Origin of the sequence: Shewanella sp. H8, assembly GCF_040285065.1 — a bacterium.
Lineage (GTDB): Bacteria > Pseudomonadota > Gammaproteobacteria > Enterobacterales > Shewanellaceae > Shewanella > Shewanella polaris.
On record NZ_CP157213.1, the window covers coordinates 672,129 to 693,338 of the forward strand.

The 21,210-nt window shown below is 40.9% G+C and carries 16 protein-coding genes; 7 read left to right on the forward strand and 9 right to left on the reverse strand.

Annotation, left to right across the window (positions count from 1 at the left end):
* Positions 1–59 precede the first annotated feature (59 nt).
* The 3 genes from ABIS04_RS02875 to ABIS04_RS02885 form a co-directional block, all read right to left on the reverse strand.
* The gene (locus ABIS04_RS02875; protein WP_350432536.1) at positions 60–3,494 is read right to left on the reverse strand and encodes an EAL domain-containing protein; all 3,435 of its coding nucleotides are present in this window, start codon (positions 3,492–3,494) and stop codon (positions 60–62) included.
* Positions 3,495–3,869: 375 nt separating this feature from the next.
* Positions 3,870–4,751 (reverse strand): 23S rRNA pseudouridine(2604) synthase RluF, encoded by an 882-nt coding sequence (rluF, locus tag ABIS04_RS02880; RefSeq protein WP_350432537.1) that lies wholly within the window; start codon positions 4,749–4,751, stop codon positions 3,870–3,872.
* Positions 4,752–4,892: 141 nt separating this feature from the next.
* The gene (locus ABIS04_RS02885) at positions 4,893–5,705 is read right to left on the reverse strand and encodes a DUF72 domain-containing protein (protein WP_350433374.1); all 813 of its coding nucleotides are present in this window, start codon (positions 5,703–5,705) and stop codon (positions 4,893–4,895) included.
* A gap of 287 nt (positions 5,706–5,992) precedes the next feature.
* On the opposite strand from ABIS04_RS02885, the gene ABIS04_RS02890 reads away from it, so the two are divergent.
* Positions 5,993–9,040: a transglycosylase domain-containing protein gene (locus ABIS04_RS02890; protein ID WP_350432538.1), complete on the forward strand. Its 3,048-nt coding sequence runs from the start codon at positions 5,993–5,995 to the stop codon at positions 9,038–9,040.
* Positions 9,041–9,141: 101 nt separating this feature from the next.
* Here ABIS04_RS02890 and ABIS04_RS02895 read toward each other — a convergent pair whose 3' ends face one another.
* Complete coding sequence (locus ABIS04_RS02895; protein ID WP_350432539.1) at positions 9,142–9,582, reverse strand: DUF3429 domain-containing protein; 441 nt, start codon at positions 9,580–9,582, stop codon at positions 9,142–9,144.
* Between the two features lie 116 nt (positions 9,583–9,698).
* Here ABIS04_RS02895 and ABIS04_RS02900 point away from each other — a divergent pair, with 116 nt between their 5' ends.
* The gene (locus ABIS04_RS02900) at positions 9,699–10,184 is read left to right on the forward strand and encodes a GNAT family N-acetyltransferase (protein ID WP_350432540.1); all 486 of its coding nucleotides are present in this window, start codon (positions 9,699–9,701) and stop codon (positions 10,182–10,184) included.
* Between the two features lie 5 nt (positions 10,185–10,189).
* On the opposite strand, the gene ABIS04_RS02905 is transcribed toward ABIS04_RS02900, so the two are convergent.
* Entirely contained in the window at positions 10,190–10,372 is a 183-nt protein-coding gene (locus tag ABIS04_RS02905; RefSeq protein ID WP_140233292.1) for a hypothetical protein, read from the reverse strand.
* Between the two features lie 280 nt (positions 10,373–10,652).
* Here ABIS04_RS02905 and ABIS04_RS02910 point away from each other — a divergent pair, with 280 nt between their 5' ends.
* From ABIS04_RS02910 to ABIS04_RS02930, 5 genes are all read left to right on the forward strand, one after another.
* Positions 10,653–11,909 carry a DEAD/DEAH box helicase gene (locus tag ABIS04_RS02910; RefSeq protein WP_350432541.1) on the forward strand — a complete coding sequence of 419 codons (1,257 nt, stop codon included), beginning with the start codon at positions 10,653–10,655 and terminating at the stop codon, positions 11,907–11,909.
* A 205-nt stretch (positions 11,910–12,114) separates the two neighbouring features.
* Complete coding sequence (locus ABIS04_RS02915; RefSeq protein ID WP_350432542.1) at positions 12,115–14,184, forward strand: PhoX family phosphatase; 2,070 nt, start codon at positions 12,115–12,117, stop codon at positions 14,182–14,184.
* 414 nt (positions 14,185–14,598) lie between these two features.
* Entirely contained in the window at positions 14,599–14,985 is a 387-nt protein-coding gene (locus ABIS04_RS02920; RefSeq protein ID WP_137223045.1) for a VOC family protein, read from the forward strand.
* A gap of 181 nt (positions 14,986–15,166) precedes the next feature.
* A complete protein-coding gene (locus tag ABIS04_RS02925) occupies positions 15,167–17,488 on the forward strand; it encodes a TonB-dependent receptor domain-containing protein (RefSeq protein ID WP_350432543.1) in 2,322 nt (773 codons plus the stop codon).
* A gap of 14 nt (positions 17,489–17,502) precedes the next feature.
* Positions 17,503–18,183: a Fe2+-dependent dioxygenase gene (locus ABIS04_RS02930; RefSeq protein WP_350432544.1), complete on the forward strand. Its 681-nt coding sequence runs from the start codon at positions 17,503–17,505 to the stop codon at positions 18,181–18,183.
* Positions 18,184–18,402: 219 nt separating this feature from the next.
* On the opposite strand, the gene nrfD is transcribed toward ABIS04_RS02930, so the two are convergent.
* From nrfD to ABIS04_RS02950, 4 genes are all read right to left on the reverse strand, one after another.
* Positions 18,403–19,344, reverse strand: a complete 942-nt coding sequence (gene nrfD, locus ABIS04_RS02935) for an NrfD/PsrC family molybdoenzyme membrane anchor subunit (protein WP_350432545.1) — start codon at positions 19,342–19,344, stop codon at positions 18,403–18,405.
* Positions 19,341–20,027 carry a 4Fe-4S dicluster domain-containing protein gene (locus ABIS04_RS02940; protein ID WP_350432546.1) on the reverse strand — a complete coding sequence of 229 codons (687 nt, stop codon included), beginning with the start codon at positions 20,025–20,027 and terminating at the stop codon, positions 19,341–19,343. The genes nrfD and ABIS04_RS02940 overlap by 4 nt, the downstream gene beginning before the upstream one ends.
* Before the next feature lie 6 nt (positions 20,028–20,033).
* On the reverse strand, positions 20,034–20,495 hold the full coding sequence (locus tag ABIS04_RS02945) for a cytochrome c3 family protein (RefSeq protein WP_350432547.1): 462 nt from the start codon (positions 20,493–20,495) through the stop codon (positions 20,034–20,036).
* 75 nt (positions 20,496–20,570) lie between these two features.
* Positions 20,571–21,035, reverse strand: a complete 465-nt coding sequence (locus ABIS04_RS02950) for a hypothetical protein (protein ID WP_350432548.1) — start codon at positions 21,033–21,035, stop codon at positions 20,571–20,573.
* Between the last annotated feature and the right edge of the window lie 175 nt (positions 21,036–21,210).

The following is a 21,210-nucleotide window of genomic DNA, read 5'->3' on the forward strand; positions in this document are numbered from 1 at the left end:
CTTAAAGCATTAAAATCAGGACTTTATTGTTTTTTTATTAATTGGCTATTCGTTATTGGCTATTCGTTATTTAGTTGTTGTTTGGTTTGAGCTTCTATTTTTATTTGCGCCTCTAATAGGGCTTCAAATTCATCTTGGGGCAAAGGCCTGCTAAATAAGTAACCTTGGCCATAATCACATTTCAATGCATTAAGCAGATGATACTGCTCTTCTGTTTCAACGCCTTCTGCGACCACGGTTAAATTCAGCCCATGCCCCATGGCAATTGCTGCGCCTACTAACTCTAAATCTCCAGGGTCAACAGTTATGTCGTTGATAAAGCTTTTATCGACTTTTAGAGTGTTGAAAGGATAACTGCGTAGATAACTGAGTGATGAATAACCGGTACCAAAGTCATCCATAGAAATACTCACCCCAATATCATTAATCGCTTGTAAATTACTATCGATAATCTGATCGCCACTCAGTAACACGCCTTCGGTAATCTCTAGTTCAACAGTACTGGGGGGAATATTGTATTGGGATAAGGATACTTTTAGCATATCGACAAAATTGATTTCCCTAAACTGTTTAGGTGACACATTAACGGCAATTTTAAAGTGGCGATTAAAGTACATTTGCCACTGAGATGCTGTCGTCAAAGCGGTTTCTATAACGTATTGACCTATTGCGATGATAAGTCCTGTTTGTTCTGCAATAGGAATAAATTCATCAGGAGTGACTTGACCTAGTAGCTCATTATTCCAGCGCAACAACGCTTCAGCGCCAATGATTTTACGGCTTCGAATATCAACCAATGGTTGAAAGTAGACTGATAATTCGTGGTTTTTTAATGCACCACGTAATTGTTCTTCCACTTTAAGCCTACGATGCATATCGAGATTCATTTGGTGAGTATAAAATGTGTAAGTATTGCGTCCCTGATCTTTAGAATGATACATCGCAGAATCAGCTTGTCTTAGCAGTTCTTTAGGGGTCAAACTGTCGTTAGGGTACATTGCAATACCAATACTAATAGTTGACACCAACTCACGGTTTTCTAGCTTAAATGGCATGTAAAATTGCTTAAGCAATTTATTAGCTATCGTCTCCACTTCAGCGGGTACATTGATATTGTTCAGGATAATGATAAATTCATCACCTCCCAGCCTACCGACAATATCACTCTCTCTAATGGTATTCTTTAATCGAGTCGCTGCTTGTTTTAGTAGTTCATCACCGACAGAGTGACCTAAGGTATCGTTAACCTTTTTAAAGTCGTCTAAATCTAAAAACAATACTGCTACTTGGGTTCCAGCTCGATGTGCTTCTTTGAGTATTTGAGCTAATCGGTCGAGAGACAACAATCTATTAGGTAGACCCGTCAAGCTGTCGTAATGGGCTTGATAAAGGATTTTTTCTTCTTGTTGTTTGTAGAGGTTCACATCTTGTTTTAATGCCAAATAATGTTTAGTGACGCCGGCATTGTCAAAAATAGGTACGATATGAGCATGTTCCCAAAAAATCTCGCCGTTTTTCCTTTTATTCTGTAATTCACCTTGCCATGCTTTTCCAGCTGAAACAGTCTCCCATAATTCGGTATACAAAGAGGTAGGGGTTAAACCTGATTTAAGCATGCTGGCTGGCTGACCAATGACTTCACTTTCGCTGTAGCCAGAAATATTCTCAAAGGCACTATTTACATACTCAATTTTGCTGTCAGTATCTGTTAGGATCATTGAAATAGGGCTTTGCTCTATTGCTTGTGACAATGTTAATGCTTGATCTTCGGCCTTTTTTTGAGCGCTTAAATCGATGTCAATACAATACATTTCGGCTTCGTTGTCGGTATTGTTGATTAATGTATGGGATGAATAAACAGCGACATGACTACCATCTGCTCGTCTGAGAAGTAATTCTCCTGCGGGAATAGGGGGACCATCATTAATCCATGCATTGATGTTGTTCACCACTTGCTCTTTGTAAGGTAATGGAATGATGAGGTTTTCAATTTTTTGACCTAAGGCTTGCTCTTTTGAGTAACCATATAATTTTTCACTGGCTTGATTCCAGAATATAACCATTCGATTTTTATCATATCCTTGGACTGAAATAGCGGGGATTTTTTCGAATATCTGCCTGAATTTTGATTCACTGCGTAATAGCTTTTGTTCTGCATCAATCCGCTCAGAAATATCTTTGATAAAGCAGAAAAACATACCATCATCACCATCCCAAAAGCTGATATTCACTTCAACATCAAATAAGTGTCCCAGTTTATTTTTGTACCGAGAAGTAAAGTTAATGGCTTTTTTGTGTGGTGCAGCAGTGATATATGAGCTCGGGAATTGATATCTGTCATTGGTTTCAAATTGATTAATCGGCTTATTAATTAGCTCATCGAGAGTGAACCCTGTCATATTTGCGAAGCTCTGATTTGATTCGATGATCTTGCCATCTACAGATACAATGACAAAGCCATCTTGAGCGGTACTGATAATGTTATGGTAAGTTGTTTCACTGCGACGTAATTGTGCTTCTATGTTTTTTTGATCGGCCAGATCTCTACTTACACCCACAATACCTTGGATTTCTCCTGACGAATTCATAAAAGGTGTTTTTTGGGTGCTAAAAATATGTGAGATGCCATCAGGTGTTGTAATCCATTCTTCGTTCATCCACGGCTGGTTTTCTTGTAATACAAATCGATCGGCTTTGATGAAGAGGTCAGCCTGTTGACGATCAAATAAGCCATAGTCCGTTTGATACTTAATCTGTTCTGGTTTGAGCTTTAGTGCTTCAGAGAATGCTTTGTTACACCCTAAATAAACCCCGTCAGTCGATTTGTAAAAAATGATATCGGGAATACCATCAATAATGCTTTGTAACAGGTTTTTTTCGGTTTCGAGAAGATTTTTATGATGTTGTAATTCTTGAGCTAATTGTTGTCTTTGTTGATGTTGTTTAAGCAGTAATCCAAGGAACATGGTGCCGCAAGTATAGACAGTGAGTAAGGTCGGGATGATGTTGAGGATGATGTCATATTTATCTGGCACTGGCATGAGTAATAAACAACATATAACCGCTATTTGTACAACAAACCCCATGGCCAGTAAATTTTGCCAATTGAGTTGTTTGTTTGAGCTTTGCACCCAGTATCGCCAGCCTAAACCAATGGCTGAACTGATAAAAATGACTAAGGTACCAACGTATAATCCCACTCCGCCTTGATAAATACGGAAACAAGCCGCTAAAATCGCGGCGATCAATGTAGGAATAAAACCAAAAAACAGACCGCTTAAACTGAGTAATATCCAGCGAGTATCGAAATAAATCCCAGGACGAAGCTCCCAAGGATAATTCATCACGCTAATCGCAATCACCCCAATAAAAAGCCCACTCAAGATATTTCTATATTGCTTAGGTGCTATTTTTTGTAATGTAATGGCGTCGTAAATGACCACCAGTGCCAGTAATAATACGGCGTTGCTCATTAAACTGAAAAAACTATCCATTTCTTCTCCGAATAAAAAGAGTGTAGCCAGCTTTTATAGCCTGCATTCACTGTAGCTCATGTCAGACCAAAATAAAAAATAAATCATTTTTATCATCATGTTAATTCGCTTTTTTAGATCGAGGTTAAGTCTTGATCTCATAACCTAATATGAAGGATTCTAGTTATTTATTATTTAATTGTAGGCAGGTCATACTACGGAGTTGAATTCGAAGGAGTAAATAAAATAACTAATTGTTTATAATGTATTTACTCCGTTGTTTGTTTAATGAATCGAGTATGATCTTACATAATTATAGCGATATTACAGATAATAAAATGAATAGTTTCATGCAAAAGGATATTGTTGAATATATCCTTTTTCCTGTAATCTTAACTAGCGTTTAGGTTTCCTTGAGTGATTTGGCTTACCTTTATTTGCCGCAGGTTTTTTAGGTTTGGCACCTCTGCCTTGCATAAAGTGTTCTGGGCCTTCTATTTTATCTCGTAAGCTTTGAGTCGGTTTTTTCTTGGCTTTTTTAGGTGCGTTTTTAGCCTCTGAAGATGAATGTTCAATTAACTTCATTAGCGTGCTGAGCTCTTGTTCATCTAAGTCGCGCCACTCTCCCACTGGCAAGCCTTTAAGCGACACATTCATAATGGACTGACGTTCAAGCTTGGTTACTTCAAAGTTGAAATGTTCACACATACGACGAATTTGACGATTAAGCCCTTGAACTAAAATGATTTTAAATACAAATGTTGAAACTTGTTCAACTTTACATTTTTTGGTGATGACGCCCAACATCGGTACCCCTGCTCGCATACCCTGCAAAAAAGCGTCCGTAATAGGTTTGTTCACCGTGACTACATATTCTTTATCGTGATTATTGCCCGCACGGAGGATTTTATTAACCAGATCACCATTGCTGGTAAGAAAGATTAACCCTTGTGAATCTTTGTCTAAACGACCAATTGGAAATACTCGTTCGCTGTGGTTTACAAAGTCGACAATATTATCGCGTTCAGTACCTTCGGTCGTACTGACAATGCCGACGGGTTTATTGAGTGCGATAAAGATTAAATCAGCTGCATCGCGGGGTTCAATGTCTTGACCATTTACTTTGACTTTGTCTCCAAACTCTACGCTGTCACCAATTTTGGCGCGTTTACCATTAATAAAAACATTACCTTGTTCAATGTAGCGATCTGCTTCACGGCGTGAGCAAACACCACTCTCACTAATGTATTTATTTAAACGGGTTGCAGATTCACTCATGGTGGTTCCTTTATCAATATAAACGCACTGCAAAGGCAGGCAGGATCGGCGCAGATAATATCATAAAATAGCGGGACAAAGAGCTGTTTGATAACCGTTTATTATCACTTATTGAGGTTGCCTATGTTATATAGGGAAGTGTCACAAATCAAAGCCCATTTGAGTCGTGGTATGGCTGTGTTGAGGTAACAGATTTATGTCTGCTAGTGTTGATTCACTGTGTGCCAACTGTTGTTGCAATAATCGATATAGCTCGACGGCTAATTGTGGCGCTTGATGATTGTCTGGCGTATGGATAAATAAATAAGGCTGCTTGTTTTGTGCTATCCACAAAGGTAATTGTTTAAGCCAATTTTGAAAAAAATGCACCACCGGATTGTTGGCCGTAGCAATAGAATGCACTGGCACTTTGGGCTTTTTCTGATGGGCATCAATTACCGCTGGCGAAGTTGGCGGGGCCGCAAAAACGGGTCTTGTATCCATGATAATTCGATTACAGTTATAATCGATAAGTAAACGGTTTAATGCTTTTTCCGCTTCTCCTTTGGCAAAAAAGGCACTGTTACGTACTTCTACACCATAGGTTAGTCCCTGTGGCACTTGAGTTAAAAACTGTGCCAGTTGCGGCAAAGATTGTGGTCCAAAACTGGCTGGCAGTTGAATTTTCCATACCCCAGTTCGATTGATAAGAGGTTCCATTACCTTAAAAAATTGTTGTAAAGCTGGACCTGCATGTTGTAACTGTAATTCGTGGGTGATGTGTTTAGGCAGTTTGAAGGTAAATTTAAAGTCGTCATGAGTTGCCGCATACCAATTCTGGACATTTTGTAATGACGGTGTGGCATAAAAAGTGGTGTTACCTTCAACAGTATTAAATATTTCGGCATAGCGCGCGAGCCGATGCGCTTGGCTATTGCCGTATATTGTTTGTTGCCATTGGTTTTGTGACCACATGGCTAAACCTAATCGTAATGCTGGATAGGTTGTTGAGGTGCTATTATCCAAAATAATCCCTAAGCTTATAAATACGTTTTATATAAAAATATCGATATTATGCTAATCGTTATTGTGCGAATAAAAGAGTTAAATGACCTAAAAACCAATATTTAGTTATTTTGTCTATATCTAATCGCTTTACCCATCTGATAAAATTATCACAATTAGGTATGCGATGTGTCGAACATACCAACCAAAATTAAAATGGTGCGTTATTGTGATTTTATGCGTTACATGGAGAGTTTGTGTCTAGTCCACATACAGACAGTCAGTTTGATAATTATCGACCTAATTCATCTTCCGCCAAACCCGTTCCGGTTCGTCGCAGTAAAGCAGGCTGGTTATTCATCGTATTATTGTTAGCAACAGCTTATCTTGTCGCATTCGAGGTGCGGACGTCGTATTACCAGTCTTATTTTTTGCATCAATATGCCAGTAAATTAACCTATACATTACGTGATTATCGCAGTAATTCGGTTATTTACCCTACATACGGCCCCTTTGATGATCGCCATGGTTATAGTCAACTACCGCAAAAAATAGCCCGATTAATAGAGCGAAATTATCAGATCTCTCAGCAAGTGGCGTTTTCGCCGATGTTGACGGACTATACCAAGGTAGGTTTTTTCCCGCCTTACCATGAAAAAGCACAATCTGGTTTAGCAATAAAAGATTGCCGTGACATGACGGTGTTTGATTACGCTTATCCTAAACGTGTTTATCAAGACCAAGATAAAATTCCCGACCAAATTGTTAACACCTTATTGTTTATTGAAAACCGCGAAATGCTGAGTCCAGAAGCTAAATATAACCCTGTGGTTGACTGGCCACGCTTTGTGCTGGCAGCTACTAGCCAGGTAGCAGGGCTCTTTGGCGCTGATATGTCTAAAGCGGGGGGCAGTACTTTAGCCACTCAAATTGAAAAATTTAGACATTCTAATCATGGGTTAACCTTAAGCATTAAAGATAAACTCTTACAAATTGGTTCGGCAATTGTGCGAGTGTATCAACAAGGTGAAAATACTGTTGGCGCTCGTCAACGTATCGTTCAGGATTACCTCAACACAGTGCCATTATCATCAGCACCCGGTTTTGGTGAAGTTCATGGTATTGGTGATGGTTTATGGGCTTGGTTTAAAACCGATTTTAATCAAGCTAACCAATTGCTATTGAGCCGTCATACTCAACAAAATGCTGCTGAGCGTGGCAAGGTATTTCGTCAAATTGTGGCGTTAATGATTGCTCAGCGTCGTCCATCATATTATCTACGCCAAGGGCATGATGATTTAGAATCCTTAGTGGACAGCTATTTACGTTTATTGGGCAGTGATGGCTTAATTGAAACGAAATTGATGGTGTCTGCACTGGAACAAAAACTGCATTTTGACGCCAGTAAGTTAGCCTCTACTAACCTCGCTAATAATAAAGGGGTTAACGCGGTAAGAATACGCACAGCAGGTATGCTGGGGTTAAGTTTGTATGATTTAGACCGTTATGATCTAGCGGTTAACAGCACGTTTCATGGTGAGTTACAGCAAAAAGTGAGTGACTACTTACGTAGTTTAGCTAAAGAGCCAAGCGCTGAGCGTATCGGATTGCTGGGTGAGCGTTTACTGTCACCACAACAGTTAGACAAGGTGCTATACAGCTTTATGCTTTACGAAAGTACCGACAGCGCCAATCGAGTGCGAATTCAAACCGACAGCATTGACCAGCCGTTTGATATCAACGAAGGCAGTAAATTGGAGTTGGGTTCTACGGCTAAATTGCGGGTGTTAGCCACATACCTAGATATTGTTGCCGAATTACAACAGCGTTTTTCGGCCATGACGGTTGCTGATTTACGCCAAGTTGATGTAGAGAGTAAAGACCATATTACTCGTTGGGTCGTCGATTATTTAATTACGACTCGTGATCGCAACTTAACTCGAATGTTAGATGCGGCACTATTACGAAAATATTCGGCTTCACCCGATGAACGCTTTTTTACGGGTGGCGGTTTGCATGTGTTTAATAATTTTAATCATAAAGAAGATAGCCGTATACCTACTTTGTACCAAGCATTACAAGAGTCAATAAACTTGCCATTTGTGCGCTTAATGCAAGACGTTGTTAGTTACAGCAGTAGTTATAACAGCGAAGGCAGTGTGTCGCAGCTATTACGTAATGACAAAGATCCGCGCCGTGAAGAATATTTAAAAGCGTTTGCTAAACGTGAGGGAAGTTCGTTTGTAAAACGTTTCTATCGTAAATATCGCCAACTTGCCCCTGAGCAGCGTCTTGAGGTGTTATTTGATGGTATTCAACAACAAGAGCATAAGTTGACCGCGGTATACCGTTATTTAAAGCCTTATGACGGTGCCCGCGAATTAAAAGCTTTTTTAGCTCAGCGTTTACCGGAAAAAAACTTCACAGATAAGCAAGTTAATGCGCTTTATAACAAGTATGGTGAAGATAAATTTAATTTGGCCGATCAAGGTTATATTGCTCGCGTTCATCCACTTGAGTTATGGGTGTTACGCTATTTAAATGACTATCCAGAAACTCAACTAACTCAAGTGTTAGACGACGCACAGCCGCAATTACAAGAGGTATATCGTTGGTTATTTAGAACCCGCTATCAAAATGCGAGAGATGTGCGGATTCAGGTGATGTTAGAAGTAGAAGCCTTTTTAAGTATTCATCAGCGTTGGGTGAGAATGGGTTATCCGTTTGAATATATGGTGCCGTCGTTAGGATCAGCGCTAGGTAGTTCTGGCGATAGACCTGCCGCGCTGGCTGAGCTCATGGGTATTATTCAAAATGATGGTTACCGTTATCCCACGGTAAGAATCGATGAATTACAGTTTGCCAAAGACACGCCTTATGAAGTGACATTAGCTAACAATAAACAAACTGTAACGCGAGTAATGCATCAAGAAGTCGCGCGGGCACTCAAACGGGCGTTAGCCAATGTAGTCGAAAATGGTACCGCAAGAAGACTCAAAGGCAGCTTGTTGGATAATAACGGCCAGGCCATCATTATGGGTGGGAAAACGGGTACGGGTGATAATCGTATCGCAACTGAAATTCGTGACGGTCGTAAAGTGTCATCGACAGCAATTAACCGTACCGCGACGTTTGTTTTCTATCTGGGTGATAATTATTTTGGCACGTTAACGGCGTTTGTACCGGGTGAAAAGGCTGATGACTTTAGCTTTACCTCGGCGCTACCACTGCAAGTGCTTAAAGGTATGATGCCAATTTTATCTCCGATGATAAATCAACAAGCGCAGTGTCAAACAGGGTTGTAATCCGCCGGATTATTGTCTGCAACAAATATAAGGCCCGTGCGGTAAAGCATGGGCTTTATCTCTTACAGCAGGCTAGGCAATCATTTGCTAAACGCTAAACGCTAAACGCTAAAAAGACTCAGCATAACCACAATATGACATATCACCGCGACACTGGTTAATATGGTGCGTAATGTCATATAGCTGGTGGTAGTTGATAATTGCTTGGCTTTAAATTCAACATACAATAAATACAGATAACCACTGGCTAGTAGAATAAGCGCAGATAATTCAAAAGGGGTTATCAGCGCAATCCAGCTGGCAAGTGCAATGATATTACTAATAATAAGTAGCTTAGCAATATTATCATCTAGGGCTAATATTACCGCTTTTCCCCATAGCGTACCGGCAACAAAACTTAAAATGACAGCACTGTAGCTAACAAATCCCAACATAGTATGTTCGGGCGCTAAAAGGCTATGATTGAAAGCCAGTACACTCAAAATGATAAAAGGTAATAGACCCGCAACACCTAACCATTGCCATGTTTTAATGCTTTTCATTGTGCGCCCCTTAATGCATCTTGATGCAATGACTCATCGTTATTGCGTATATATAACTGAGTATAGATATAATATAAATGATTTTGGTGTCACAACATAGGAAAGGTGAGCGTGAAATGAATATTTATCTTCGCCCAGTCAATGAGGCAGATTTAGCGATATTATTTGAATTTGAGCACGACCCAATTGCCAATAAAATGGCAGACTTTCCTGCACGTGAACGAGAGGCTTTTTACCAACATTGGCAACAAAAAATTTTTGCTGATGAGCAAGCTATGGCACAAGGGATCTGGCTAGATAATGTTTTAGTTGGCAATGTTTTGTCATGGGTTAATGATGAGTTAGCCACAGAAGTAGAGTCAGAAGTGCGTTTAGTAGGGTATTGGATTGGTCGCGAATATTGGGGGCAGGGCATAGCCACTAATGCAGTGAAAATGTTTTTACAACAATACATTTCTAGCCCTGTTTATGCCTATATCGATGAGCATAACCAAGGCTCGTTAAGAGTGGCTCAGTCTAATGGTTTTGTAGATGTTACGGCTCAATATGTATCCTTGTTTAGCAAAGATAATTTACGCATATTTAAGCGTGGTCACATTTAACGGAATTAATGATTACCGCCGCCACAATGACCGCAACAACTGCCACCATTGCCTTCTGTTTTTGCAGTAGTTTCGGCTTCCGGTGCGTTAGTTTCAGTTGCACGTGTTTCATTGGCAATAGGTGCCACATTACTGACAGATTCAGCTTGCTTGGCTGGTTTAAAAATACCGCTAATTGAAAAACTCATGGTAATACCTCTCGTGATAAAACATTGGTGACAATATTACTGCTATAAACTTTAACAACATACCTTTACAACGGGCTTTAGCGATAAGCTTGCGCAATCAACGTTATTAACATTTATATATTTTGCATGTTTAAAGTGTATAAGTCCTACTTTTTTAGTCAAGTATTTTCCATCAAGCTGTCTGAGTATTTTATCACCGTGTGTTTTACCTCACACTGCAATCACTAATAAATCGAATATGAAGCATGATAAACTGATGTCTCTTGTTAATGGAGTCCTTATGTCTTTTGCCGATTTATCGTTACATCCCACACTGATTCATCGTTTAGCTGAGCTGAATTACCAGCAGGCTACACCGATCCAATTACAGGCTATTCCAGTGATATTAAGCGGCAAAGATGTCATGGCAGGGGCGCAAACCGGTACGGGTAAAACGGCAGCATTTGCTTTGCCGATACTGCACCAAATATTGACTCACCAAGTTGATCTAGCTGCTGACACAACACCATCAAAAACACAGATAACTTGTTTAGTGTTAGTCCCTACGCGGGAATTAGCCCAACAAGTTCACCATAGTATTGAGCAATATGCCGACGGAAGTTCTGTCAGTAGTGTGATGGTTTATGGCGGAGTGGGTATTGGTGCACAAATCAAACAACTCGCTGCTGGCACTGATATTCTTGTGGCAACGCCTGGACGTTTATTAGATCTATTACGTAAGCGCGCATTGTCATTGTCGCAGTTAACTCATTTGGTATTTGATGAAGCCGATCGCATGTTAGACATGGGCTTTAAAGATGAAATTGTTGAGGTGCTTAAACGTTTGCCAAGCAAGCGGCAAACCTTATTATTTTCAGCCACGTTGGATGATCGCATGCTCAGCTTTAGTCGACGTTTATTACGCTCGCCACAAGTGATTGAAGTGGCTCTGCGCAATACTACCGCCAGCAGTATAGTTGAGCGGGTATTTAATGTTGATGCTAACCGAAAGTGCGCCATGCTATGTCATTTGATTACCACAGAAAGCTGGCAACAAAGCTTGATTTTTTGCCGTACCAAACAAGGTGCAGATGCACTGGTAAAACAAATGAAGCAAGCTGGCGTAGCAGCTGAAGCATTCCATGCAGACTTAACTCAAGCAATGCGTGAACAAGTATTGGCCGCTTTTAAAGCGGGTGAAGTCACTGCGTTAGTCGCTACCGATGTGGCGGCGAGAGGGTTAGATATTAACGAGTTGAATTATGTCGTTAATATGGAATTACCGTTTCAAGTTGAAGACTATGTACACCGAATTGGCCGCACGGGCAGAGCGGGTAAACAAGGGCAAGCAATTACCTTGTTAAGCGTCGATGACGAGCCATTGTTAACTAAGCTTGAAGCCTTTTTAGACCGACGGTTACCGCAGCAATGGCTGGCAGGTTTTGAGCCAGACCTTGATTTAATTGCTCCAGTTACCCGTAAAACAACTAAATCCGCATTAAAACAACAAGCGCGTAAAAAAGCATTAGCGGCATCTTCACGGGGTAAAAAACGCTAACAGGGTGTTACTCATCATGCCATAGCTATTAAAATGAACTTAATACTGCTCTCATTACATAAGACTGTGTGGTGATTGTCTTTTTACTGCCATATTTTTGTCATCCAGTTTGACCAGAGTTGTCACATTAGACGCTTATCTTAACTGACGAATAATTATACCTATATTTGATCCGTTATTTTTAGAGCATACCTAAGGACACTTTATGAGCAAGGCGACATTTGATCCAACTCGTTTTAACAATAGTAAAAATACCCCTTTCAATGAAGTGATGGATAATCATCTATCACGTCGTAATTTTGTTAAGCGTGGCCTAGGCCTTAGTGCTATGACAGCGTTTGGTGGCTTCGGATTGAGTGCTTGTGGATCTGACAATGATACCGCTGCAGAAACGCCAACAACACCGCCTACAGCTACTACGCCAACAGCACCAACAACGAGTTCTGCTGTATTAGGTTTTGAGTCTATTGCCGGTTCTAAAATAGATGCCGTGTCGGTAGCTGCTGGTTATTCAGCTTATGTGTTAGCACCTTGGGGAACTCCCTTAAATTCGAAAGCTGCAGCGTGGAAAGCAGATGGCAGTAATACTGCTATCGATCAGGAAAACTCAGTCGGTATGCATCATGATGGTATGCATTTCTTCCCGTTGAATGATTCAGCAGATGACGGTTTATTGTGTATCAACCACGAATACATTGATGCCGATGCTTTACACCCAACAGGGCCAACCTTTGATGCTGATGGTAAGCGCACTGTAATTGATGAAATCCGCAAAGAAATCAACGCCCATGGTATTTCAGTTGTACGTATTAAGTTAGTTTCTGGAATATGGAAAGTGGTCGAAAACGACAGCCATAACCGTCGTTTTACTGGTGCAACCGTAATGGATATCGCTGGCCCGCTAGCCTACAGCTCGTACCTTGAAACGCGTTACTCGCCAGATGGCAGTCAAGCGCGCGGAACGTTAAATAACTGTGGTAATGGTTATACGCCTTGGGGCACTTATCTAACATGTGAAGAAAACTGGCCCGGCTACTTTGTTAATAAAGGTACCTTAACAGCAGAGCAAACTCGAATTGGTATTTCAACGTCTGACACTCGTTATGGTTGGAACCATTTGGCCGGTAATGATGACGAGCGTTTAGACGAATTTGCACGTTTTGATGTTACGCCAACGGGCTCTAGTGCCGCTAACGATTACCGTAACGAAGCCAATGGTCATGGTTATATTGTTGAAATTGATCCTTATAACCCTAATTCTCGCGCCACCAAACGTACCGCATTAGGCCGCTTCCGCCATGAAGGTTGTGTGTTCGGTAAGCTTGAAGAAGGCAAACCAATTACGTTCTATTCTGGCCACGATTCACGTTTTGAATACCTGTATAAGTTTGTGTCTGATGCAGTGTGGGACGCAGCAGATGCTAACAGCACTAATCGCTTAACTGTAGGCGATAAGTACATGAATGCAGGAACCTTATATGTCGCTAAGTTCACTGAAGATGGTGTAGGCGAATGGTTACCTTTAACACTAGATGGCATAACCACTGATGGCAGTACACTTGCTAGCACCTTTGACTCGCAAGCCGCAATTATCTTAAATACGGCTGGCGCGGCTGACTTAGTGGGTGCTACACCAATGGACCGCCCAGAATGGGCAAGTGTCGACCCATTCACTGGCACTGTGTATCTTACATTGACCAACAACAGTAAACGTACCGACAGCACTAACCCTGCTAACCCGCGTTTAAATAACAACTTTGGTCATATTATTCGTTGGGATGAAGGTGATGCAGCAACTGAATTTAGTTGGGATATCTTTATATTTGGTTCACCTGCAGATGGTGATGTTGAAACCAATTTATCTGGCTTAACTGACTTAAACCAGTTTGCTAGTCCAGACGGTTTGGCGTTCGATCAGCGTGGTATTTTGTGGGTGCAAACCGATAACGGTGCGTCTGAAGTCACCGAAGAAACCAACGATCAAATGTTAGCGATTGTGCCTTCTGCCATGGTGGATGCCGATGGCAAGCAGCTGGTGGTCAGCGCCGGCAACCAAACCCAACTGAAGCGTTTCTTTGTTGGCCCTAACGGCTGTGAAGTGACTGGTTTTGCCATGTCGCCAGACTACACGGCAATGTTTGCTAATATTCAACATCCTGGCAACTGGCCATACTCTGATAGAGCGGATGAAGAAACGCCCGCAGGCACAACGGTTCGTTCACGTGCAGCCACAGTGATGTTTATTAAAGATGACGGTGGTGAAATCGGCGTTTAATTTAAGCTGCTATCTCAGGAAGGCATTAACCTTGCTTTAGGGCCTGTTGATCTTTCAAGGTTGTTTTTACAGCGAATTGTTGGTCATTTGTACAAGGCAGAGACTTTGTGGTGTAGTTATTCTACATAAAAAGTCGATAACGCAGTAAAAATGACCAACAAACGCTGCCCGAAGGGTTCGGCTAAAAACGTTTTACTCTTTGTTGAGCGAATTTAGCTTAGATTGCTAGGCAGCAATCCGCTCGCCTCGATTAAAACGTTTTTATCTCGAATAAAATTTAACCGGCAAAGATCAACAGACCCTAGTCTTCTTTATGACTTTAAAAGCGTATATTAACCCTGATAGACTTGTTCTATCAGGGTTTTATTTTTTTAAATTAGTTTAATTATCAATAGTCTATTTACAAGGACCACCATGCTAAATGGAATTCATCACGTTGCTATTATTTGTGCCGATTACCCACGTTCAAAAGCATTTTATACACAAGTCTTAGGGCTAAAAGTTGTTGCCGAGCATTACCGCAAAGCACGCGATTCTTACAAACTCGATTTAGCATTGCCTGACGGTAGCCAAATTGAACTGTTTTCATTTAACAAGGCTCCATTAAGACCCAGTTATCCCGAAGCCCAAGGCTTGCGTCACTTAGCGTTTAAAGTCGATGATATTGCTCAAGTGGTTACCCATTTACAGCTTAACGGGGTAGTTGTTGAACCCATTCGCGTCGACGAATATACCGGCAAACAATATACCTTTTTCGCTGATCCAGACGGCCTGCCTTTAGAGCTTTATCAAGTCAACTAACCTATTTTTATTCAAATTGTACCTTCTACTACAGTTATTTAGTCATTCTCATACTTTTTGTAAGGTCAATATTTACACGAATGATAATGATTTGTATTTGTGATCTTTGTTTCAATTATGTAAAGTGCGTCACATAATTGAATTTTCGCAAACGCTAAATAACAATAGGATGAAGTTAGAGATGAAATCTAATAGTTACAGTAAGTTATCGTTAGGTGCTCAGGCAGTTGCCGCTGCATTAGTCTTTAGTAGCCCAGCAATTTATGCTGCAGACACCAATAATGAAACTTGCGATAAGGATATCTTAGCAAAATGTAAACCTGTGGAAACAGACGAATCAATAGAAAGAATTCGGGTTCATGGGGTACAAAACTCAGTTTATATGTTTAATAGCTCAGCCGATAAACGCCGTATGGCTGCATTAGTTGATACTCCGCAAGTGATTACCGTATTAACCCAAGATCAAATTCAAGAGTCTGGTAATACTGACTTAAAAGATATTTTGTCAGCTCAAGCTGGGGTCACTTTAGGTACGGGTGAAAACGGTAACGCCTTTGGTGACCGCTATATTATCCGTGGTCACGAAGCGCGTAGCGACGTGTTTGTTGATGGCCTGCGTGACCCAGGCATGACCACTCGCGAAAGTTTTGCAACAGAACGTGTTGAAATTACCAAAGGCCCAAGTTCAACATTTGCAGGCCGTGGTTCATCAGGCGGTGCGATTAACAGCGTGACCAAAAAGGCCTCTGTTGCGTATGATTTTGGCCGTGTCGACTTAGGCATTGGTACTGACGAACATAGACGATTAACTATCGATTATAACTTACCGTTATCAGAAACCGTCGCCGTGCGTCTTAACGGTTTAACGGCCGAAGAAGATAAGCCAGGCCGCGAAGGCATTACCCGTGAACGCCAAGGAGTCCAGTTATCGGGAGTGTATGAAGCCACTGATGCACTGTCATTTATCGCCGATGGTTATTATTTAGACGCCAAAGACGTGCCTGATTTAGGCAGTTATTTTGACCAAGACACCCGTAAGCCACTTGAAGATATCCCTGTTTATGCTCAAGATGGTGACTTTTTAAATTCTAAGGTCACCACGTTCACCCTACGTACCGAATATGAGTTAAATGACAGCATCACGTTATATAATGCTACCCGTGTAGGTCACACCGAAAACGGTTATATCACTACCGGTATGGGCGGCACTACGCGCGCAGATACCGATGCAACCGCGCCTGGTGTTAAAACCCTAACATTAAGTACTCACCAAGGTAATCAAGATGTTGATTACGTCAGCACTCAATTCAACTTATTTTGGAATACTGAAATACTAGGCTTTAGCAATAAGCTGGTTTTTGGTTTGGAATACACAGATGAAAACGTTGATAACGGTGTATATGATTATACCAACAACAATGCTTCTAATTGTTTAACCGATGGTCGCCGTGGGGTGTCTGAATCTTACTGTATTATCGACGGCAATGGCGATACGGTAGATAACATTAACCAGTTAATGGGACGCAGCTATGTTGATGGCGGATCGGATGCGATTTACGATATCGAAACTGTATCAGCATACATGATGGATACCGTTGCACTAACTGAACAACTGTCATTATTCTACGGCTTGAGACTTGATAGCTTTGACTACAGCAATGACACGACGAGTAATAGCGGTGAAGTAGATTATGCCTACTCAGACACCATGTATAACTACAACTTCGGTCTTGTTTACGACTTGTCTGAAGATGCTAACATTTATGCTAACTACAGCACCGCAACTAACATCAATGGCGGCGAGTCTGACTTGGGTGGAAACTGCGGATATGGCGGTGTGTGTGGTACCACAGAACAAGCTTCGGAAGCCGATGCCGAAATCGTTGAAAACCTAGAACTTGGCACCAAGTGGATGTTGTTTGACGACAAAATGATGTTCTCAGCATCAATTTTCCAAATCACTAAAAGTGATGTCATGGAAAGTGTTGGCGACAGTTACTCAACGTTAGGTACACTTAATACGGGTAAAAACCGTGTTAGAGGTATCGAATTTGGTATGGTGGGTAATATTACTGACCAACTCAGCATACAATTTTCAGCGGCTAAAATGGATTCTGAGATTTTAGAATCATACGATCCAGCTAACATTGGTTTAGTCCTGAGTAATTTTGCCGACGAGAGTGCTTACCTACAATTACGTTATCAGTTAACTGAGTCGTTTGTGTTTGGTGGTAGCTACACTTATCAAAGCGAAATGTATGGCGGACAGCCAGATACTGCAGCGGGTTTTGATAGTACCAATAATCGCTACAGTATCGTGGTGCCTAACTATCAAGTCGTTGATTTATTTGCTAGTTACAATGCTACCGAAGACTTAACTTTCCGCATAAACGTAGGCAATGTCATGAATGAAGAGTACTGGACTGCGGCTTATCGTTCTGGTTCATTTATGTACTTAGGTGATGCAAGAAGCTCAAAACTGTCGATGACATATGAGTTTTAATTAAGGGTGTTTGTATGATTGTTATTGAAAAAATCCTCACAAAACAAGACGTCGGCGCTTATCGTCAGCAACTGGCAGAATGTCCGTGGGGCGATGGCCGCAAAACCGCAATGGGAATGGCGGCCTCAGTTAAAAATAACAATCAAGCAGATGCACAAGATGCCAGTGTGCGCCAATTAGCTAACCAGCTATTGGCGCGTATTGGCGAAACGCCCAAAATAGTGTCAGCGGCATTACCGCATAAGATATTTCCGCCGTGCTTTAATCGCTATAGCGAAACCGAAGAGTATGGCTATCATGTCGACGCGGCCATCATGCGGATCCCGAATACATCGGAAGTGCTCCGCAGTGATGTCTCCATGACGGTGTTTTTGAGTGAACCCGAAGAGTATGACGGCGGCGAGTTGGTCATAGCTACCGAGTTTGGCCAACAACAAATTAAATTACCAGCTGGTTACGCAGTGGTGTATCCGTCAAGCAGTTTACATAAAGTCACTGCGGTCACTAAAGGGCAGCGGATTGCAGCAATTACTTGGATGCAAAGTATGGTGGCAGATTCAAACTTACGCCAAACCTTGTATCAGCTTGATCAAACAATTCAAAATTTAATTAAAGCTGACAATACCGATCGCGCTGAATTAGATAACCTACATAATGTGTATCATAATTTAATTAGGCAATTTACTCAGCTGTAATTGAAATGACTAATGTTGAGGGGAGTATAGCTAAGTTTACATGACTGGATTTTAGTGACTGAATATTAGTTATTCGATTTTAATGATTTGCTTATATTCACTTAGCAGAAAATAGTTAACTGAAAATGGGATTAAATAGTGGCAACGTCAAGCTGAGTTTCTTTGTTGAATAGACGGTGACAGTACGGTTGCTAACGCGTGCTATCACCGTTAATTGTATTAACTTGTTATCATTTGACCGGTATAAAGTATAAAGTTACGTAATAATATGACGCCCAATAAACTTAGACATGCTGTTCCGGCAACATAGGAAAACTTGCGTTTTGAAGTTGCGGTCATAAATAAGTTCATCGCTAATGGGGCCGACAATCCTAATCCCATAATACCGAACCAGAATACAAACCCCCAAAAGCCGACTCCGATAGCATTGAATGCCGCTACCTTGCTTTGGCCACCACTGAATACTAAACCCAGGAAGAAGGTGAACATAAGGAGTATCTCGCCTAAAATCAGTGGGATCTCTATTTTATGAATAAAACGTACTTCAGCACCATTGGGATTACCTTTGAGTAACACACCGCCTAATAGTGATGCAGCAGCACCTGAAGACAAGCCAGAAGCTAAAAACAGTAAAGGTAATACTCCAGTATTCCACATCGGGAAGTGAGGCTGAGCCGATAGGAGAAATCCGGTATAAGCACCTAACGACACTGAGAATATAACCAGTAAACCGGTTATACCTGCTTCATAACGAGCAATAATACTGGTGAGTTTACAGACAATCGGTAAACGTTCTTTACAGAAATCATCAATGGGTTGCTTAAAGGTGATTACAATCCATCCATACATAAACACTTGATAAAGCATTAAGATAATTACACCCATCGACATTACTGACGTAGGGTTGTAAAACACCAGTATCTTCCAAAAGTGCAAAGGTTTGGTTAAATCAAATACTAACACCCCTAAACCAGCCAATACCGAAATGGCTGCAACAATACATGCTGCTTGGACAAATCCAGATTGATATGCTTTCTCTTTCAGGCAACCATGTTTTAGCATAACAGCAAAGAACATAGCACCTGCGGATACCCCAGCTAAAAATAGGTATATGGCAATGGGCCAGTGCCATACCAGTGTATCAAAATGAAAAGCACTCATAATATAATCTCCCCTTGTTTCGCTTTGATGCGAAATATTTTAGGTCGAGTACCTAAACTTTGTTTATAACGCTCAGTCGGATTAGCTTTTAATAGCTTAACAAGTTCAGACTCGGGATCTTTAAGATTGCCAAACACTAACGCTTTTGTAGGGCACGCTTCTACACATGCAGGTTGTTTACCTTGTTTGAGATTTGTTTCGCGGCAGAAGTCGCATTTATCGGCTGCTTTAGTCACTGGGTTAATAAAGCGCACTTCATAAGGGCAGGCCGCAATACAATATAAGCAACCCACACATCTATCCGCATTTACGGCAACAATACCGGTTTCTTTATCAATGAAGGCGGCACCAGTAGGACAAACTGAAACGCAAGGTGCGTTTTCGCAATGTTCGCAAGAATGTCGCATAAAATGATAAAACTGATCAGGATATTCCCCAAAAGGTTCCGATCTTTCAATTCTTAATCGTGTAACGCCTTCGGGTACATGATTGACTTCACGGCATGCTTCAACACAGGCATTGCAGCCAATGCATTTGGTTTCATCATGTAACAAAGCGTACTTTATCTTGTTTATATCTGGTTCCATTTCGGCATTGGCATTATTGCCACTGAGTGGATAAACCGATACGCCTGCAACCAATGCGCAGGTACTTTTAAGGAAATGCCTTCTTGAATTTTCCATGATTACTTACCTCTGCACCGTGTGACAATTTCGGCACTCATTACTGCGTTCTTTTGCACTTAATCCCAACATTGGATCTGCTTTAGGGTGCAATTTATGACAAGATGCACAACCCACTTTTTGCGCGTGCACGTTATGAGTCCACTCCGTTTCAGCTAACTTTGTTGGGGTATGACATTTAAGACATACAGCATTTTTAGCATCTACAGGGATGTCATTGTCCGAAGAGAACACCATCAAATCATTAGGCTTTCTAGGATGATTACCTTTTTCACCATGGCAAGAGCTACAACTCATATTTAATGAGTCATGGCCATGATAGCCCTGCATTGCTCCATTTCGTTTATGGCATTTCATGCATGAGTCATTGTTAATTTTGCCAGTAAGTTCATCGCTGATGGCGCCTTGGCTAAGTAACAGTGATAGCAATCCTATGCCGAGTGGCAATAGCCATTTATTCACGGACATAATGAATCCTCGCGATCAGAATTTAATAAGATAAAATATCGGGTGAAAACACTTTGTCGTCACCCGATAGGGTCTTCATACAGGTAGGGATTGTTTTAGCATTTGCATGTCGTAAGGTTTGCCTCGAGCTATTTCAACTAATTTGATGTTGAATTTTTCGAACAAACTTTTTGAGTTAGCATCTTCCTGATTACTAAAGTCAGAGATAACTAATTTCACTTCTGACGAGTTATGGTCAATGACGACATAATCGAGTCGAGTATGATTTTCGGCTGCAGTTTCTGCATCCATTTCAAACACCGTATCGATTGGAACATTACAACAGACGTCATATTTTCCGCCCACCATTTCTTTTAGTGAATTTAGAAAGGTAAAACTTTGTGTATCAAAAAGCATTTTTTTAAATTTAACTGTGTGCTCCTCTGTATTAGTTTTGAAGAACTTTATACAAGTCATAACAAATACAACTAATATAAATGGAACAACGATAAACAAAACTGAGTATATAAACGCATAACTTAAAAATACTGAAGTGTTCATACCAACCTCCAAAAAACATATTGTTTTATTATTTAACCTTACGTCGTCGACGTAGGATTAATATTATTCTTATATTTATATTTAAAGTTGATCGTAATCAATTAATTGCAGTCATTATAATTTATTTAATTGTAGTTATGATGCGGATCTTATTGTTAGTTTTTATATGTTAAGT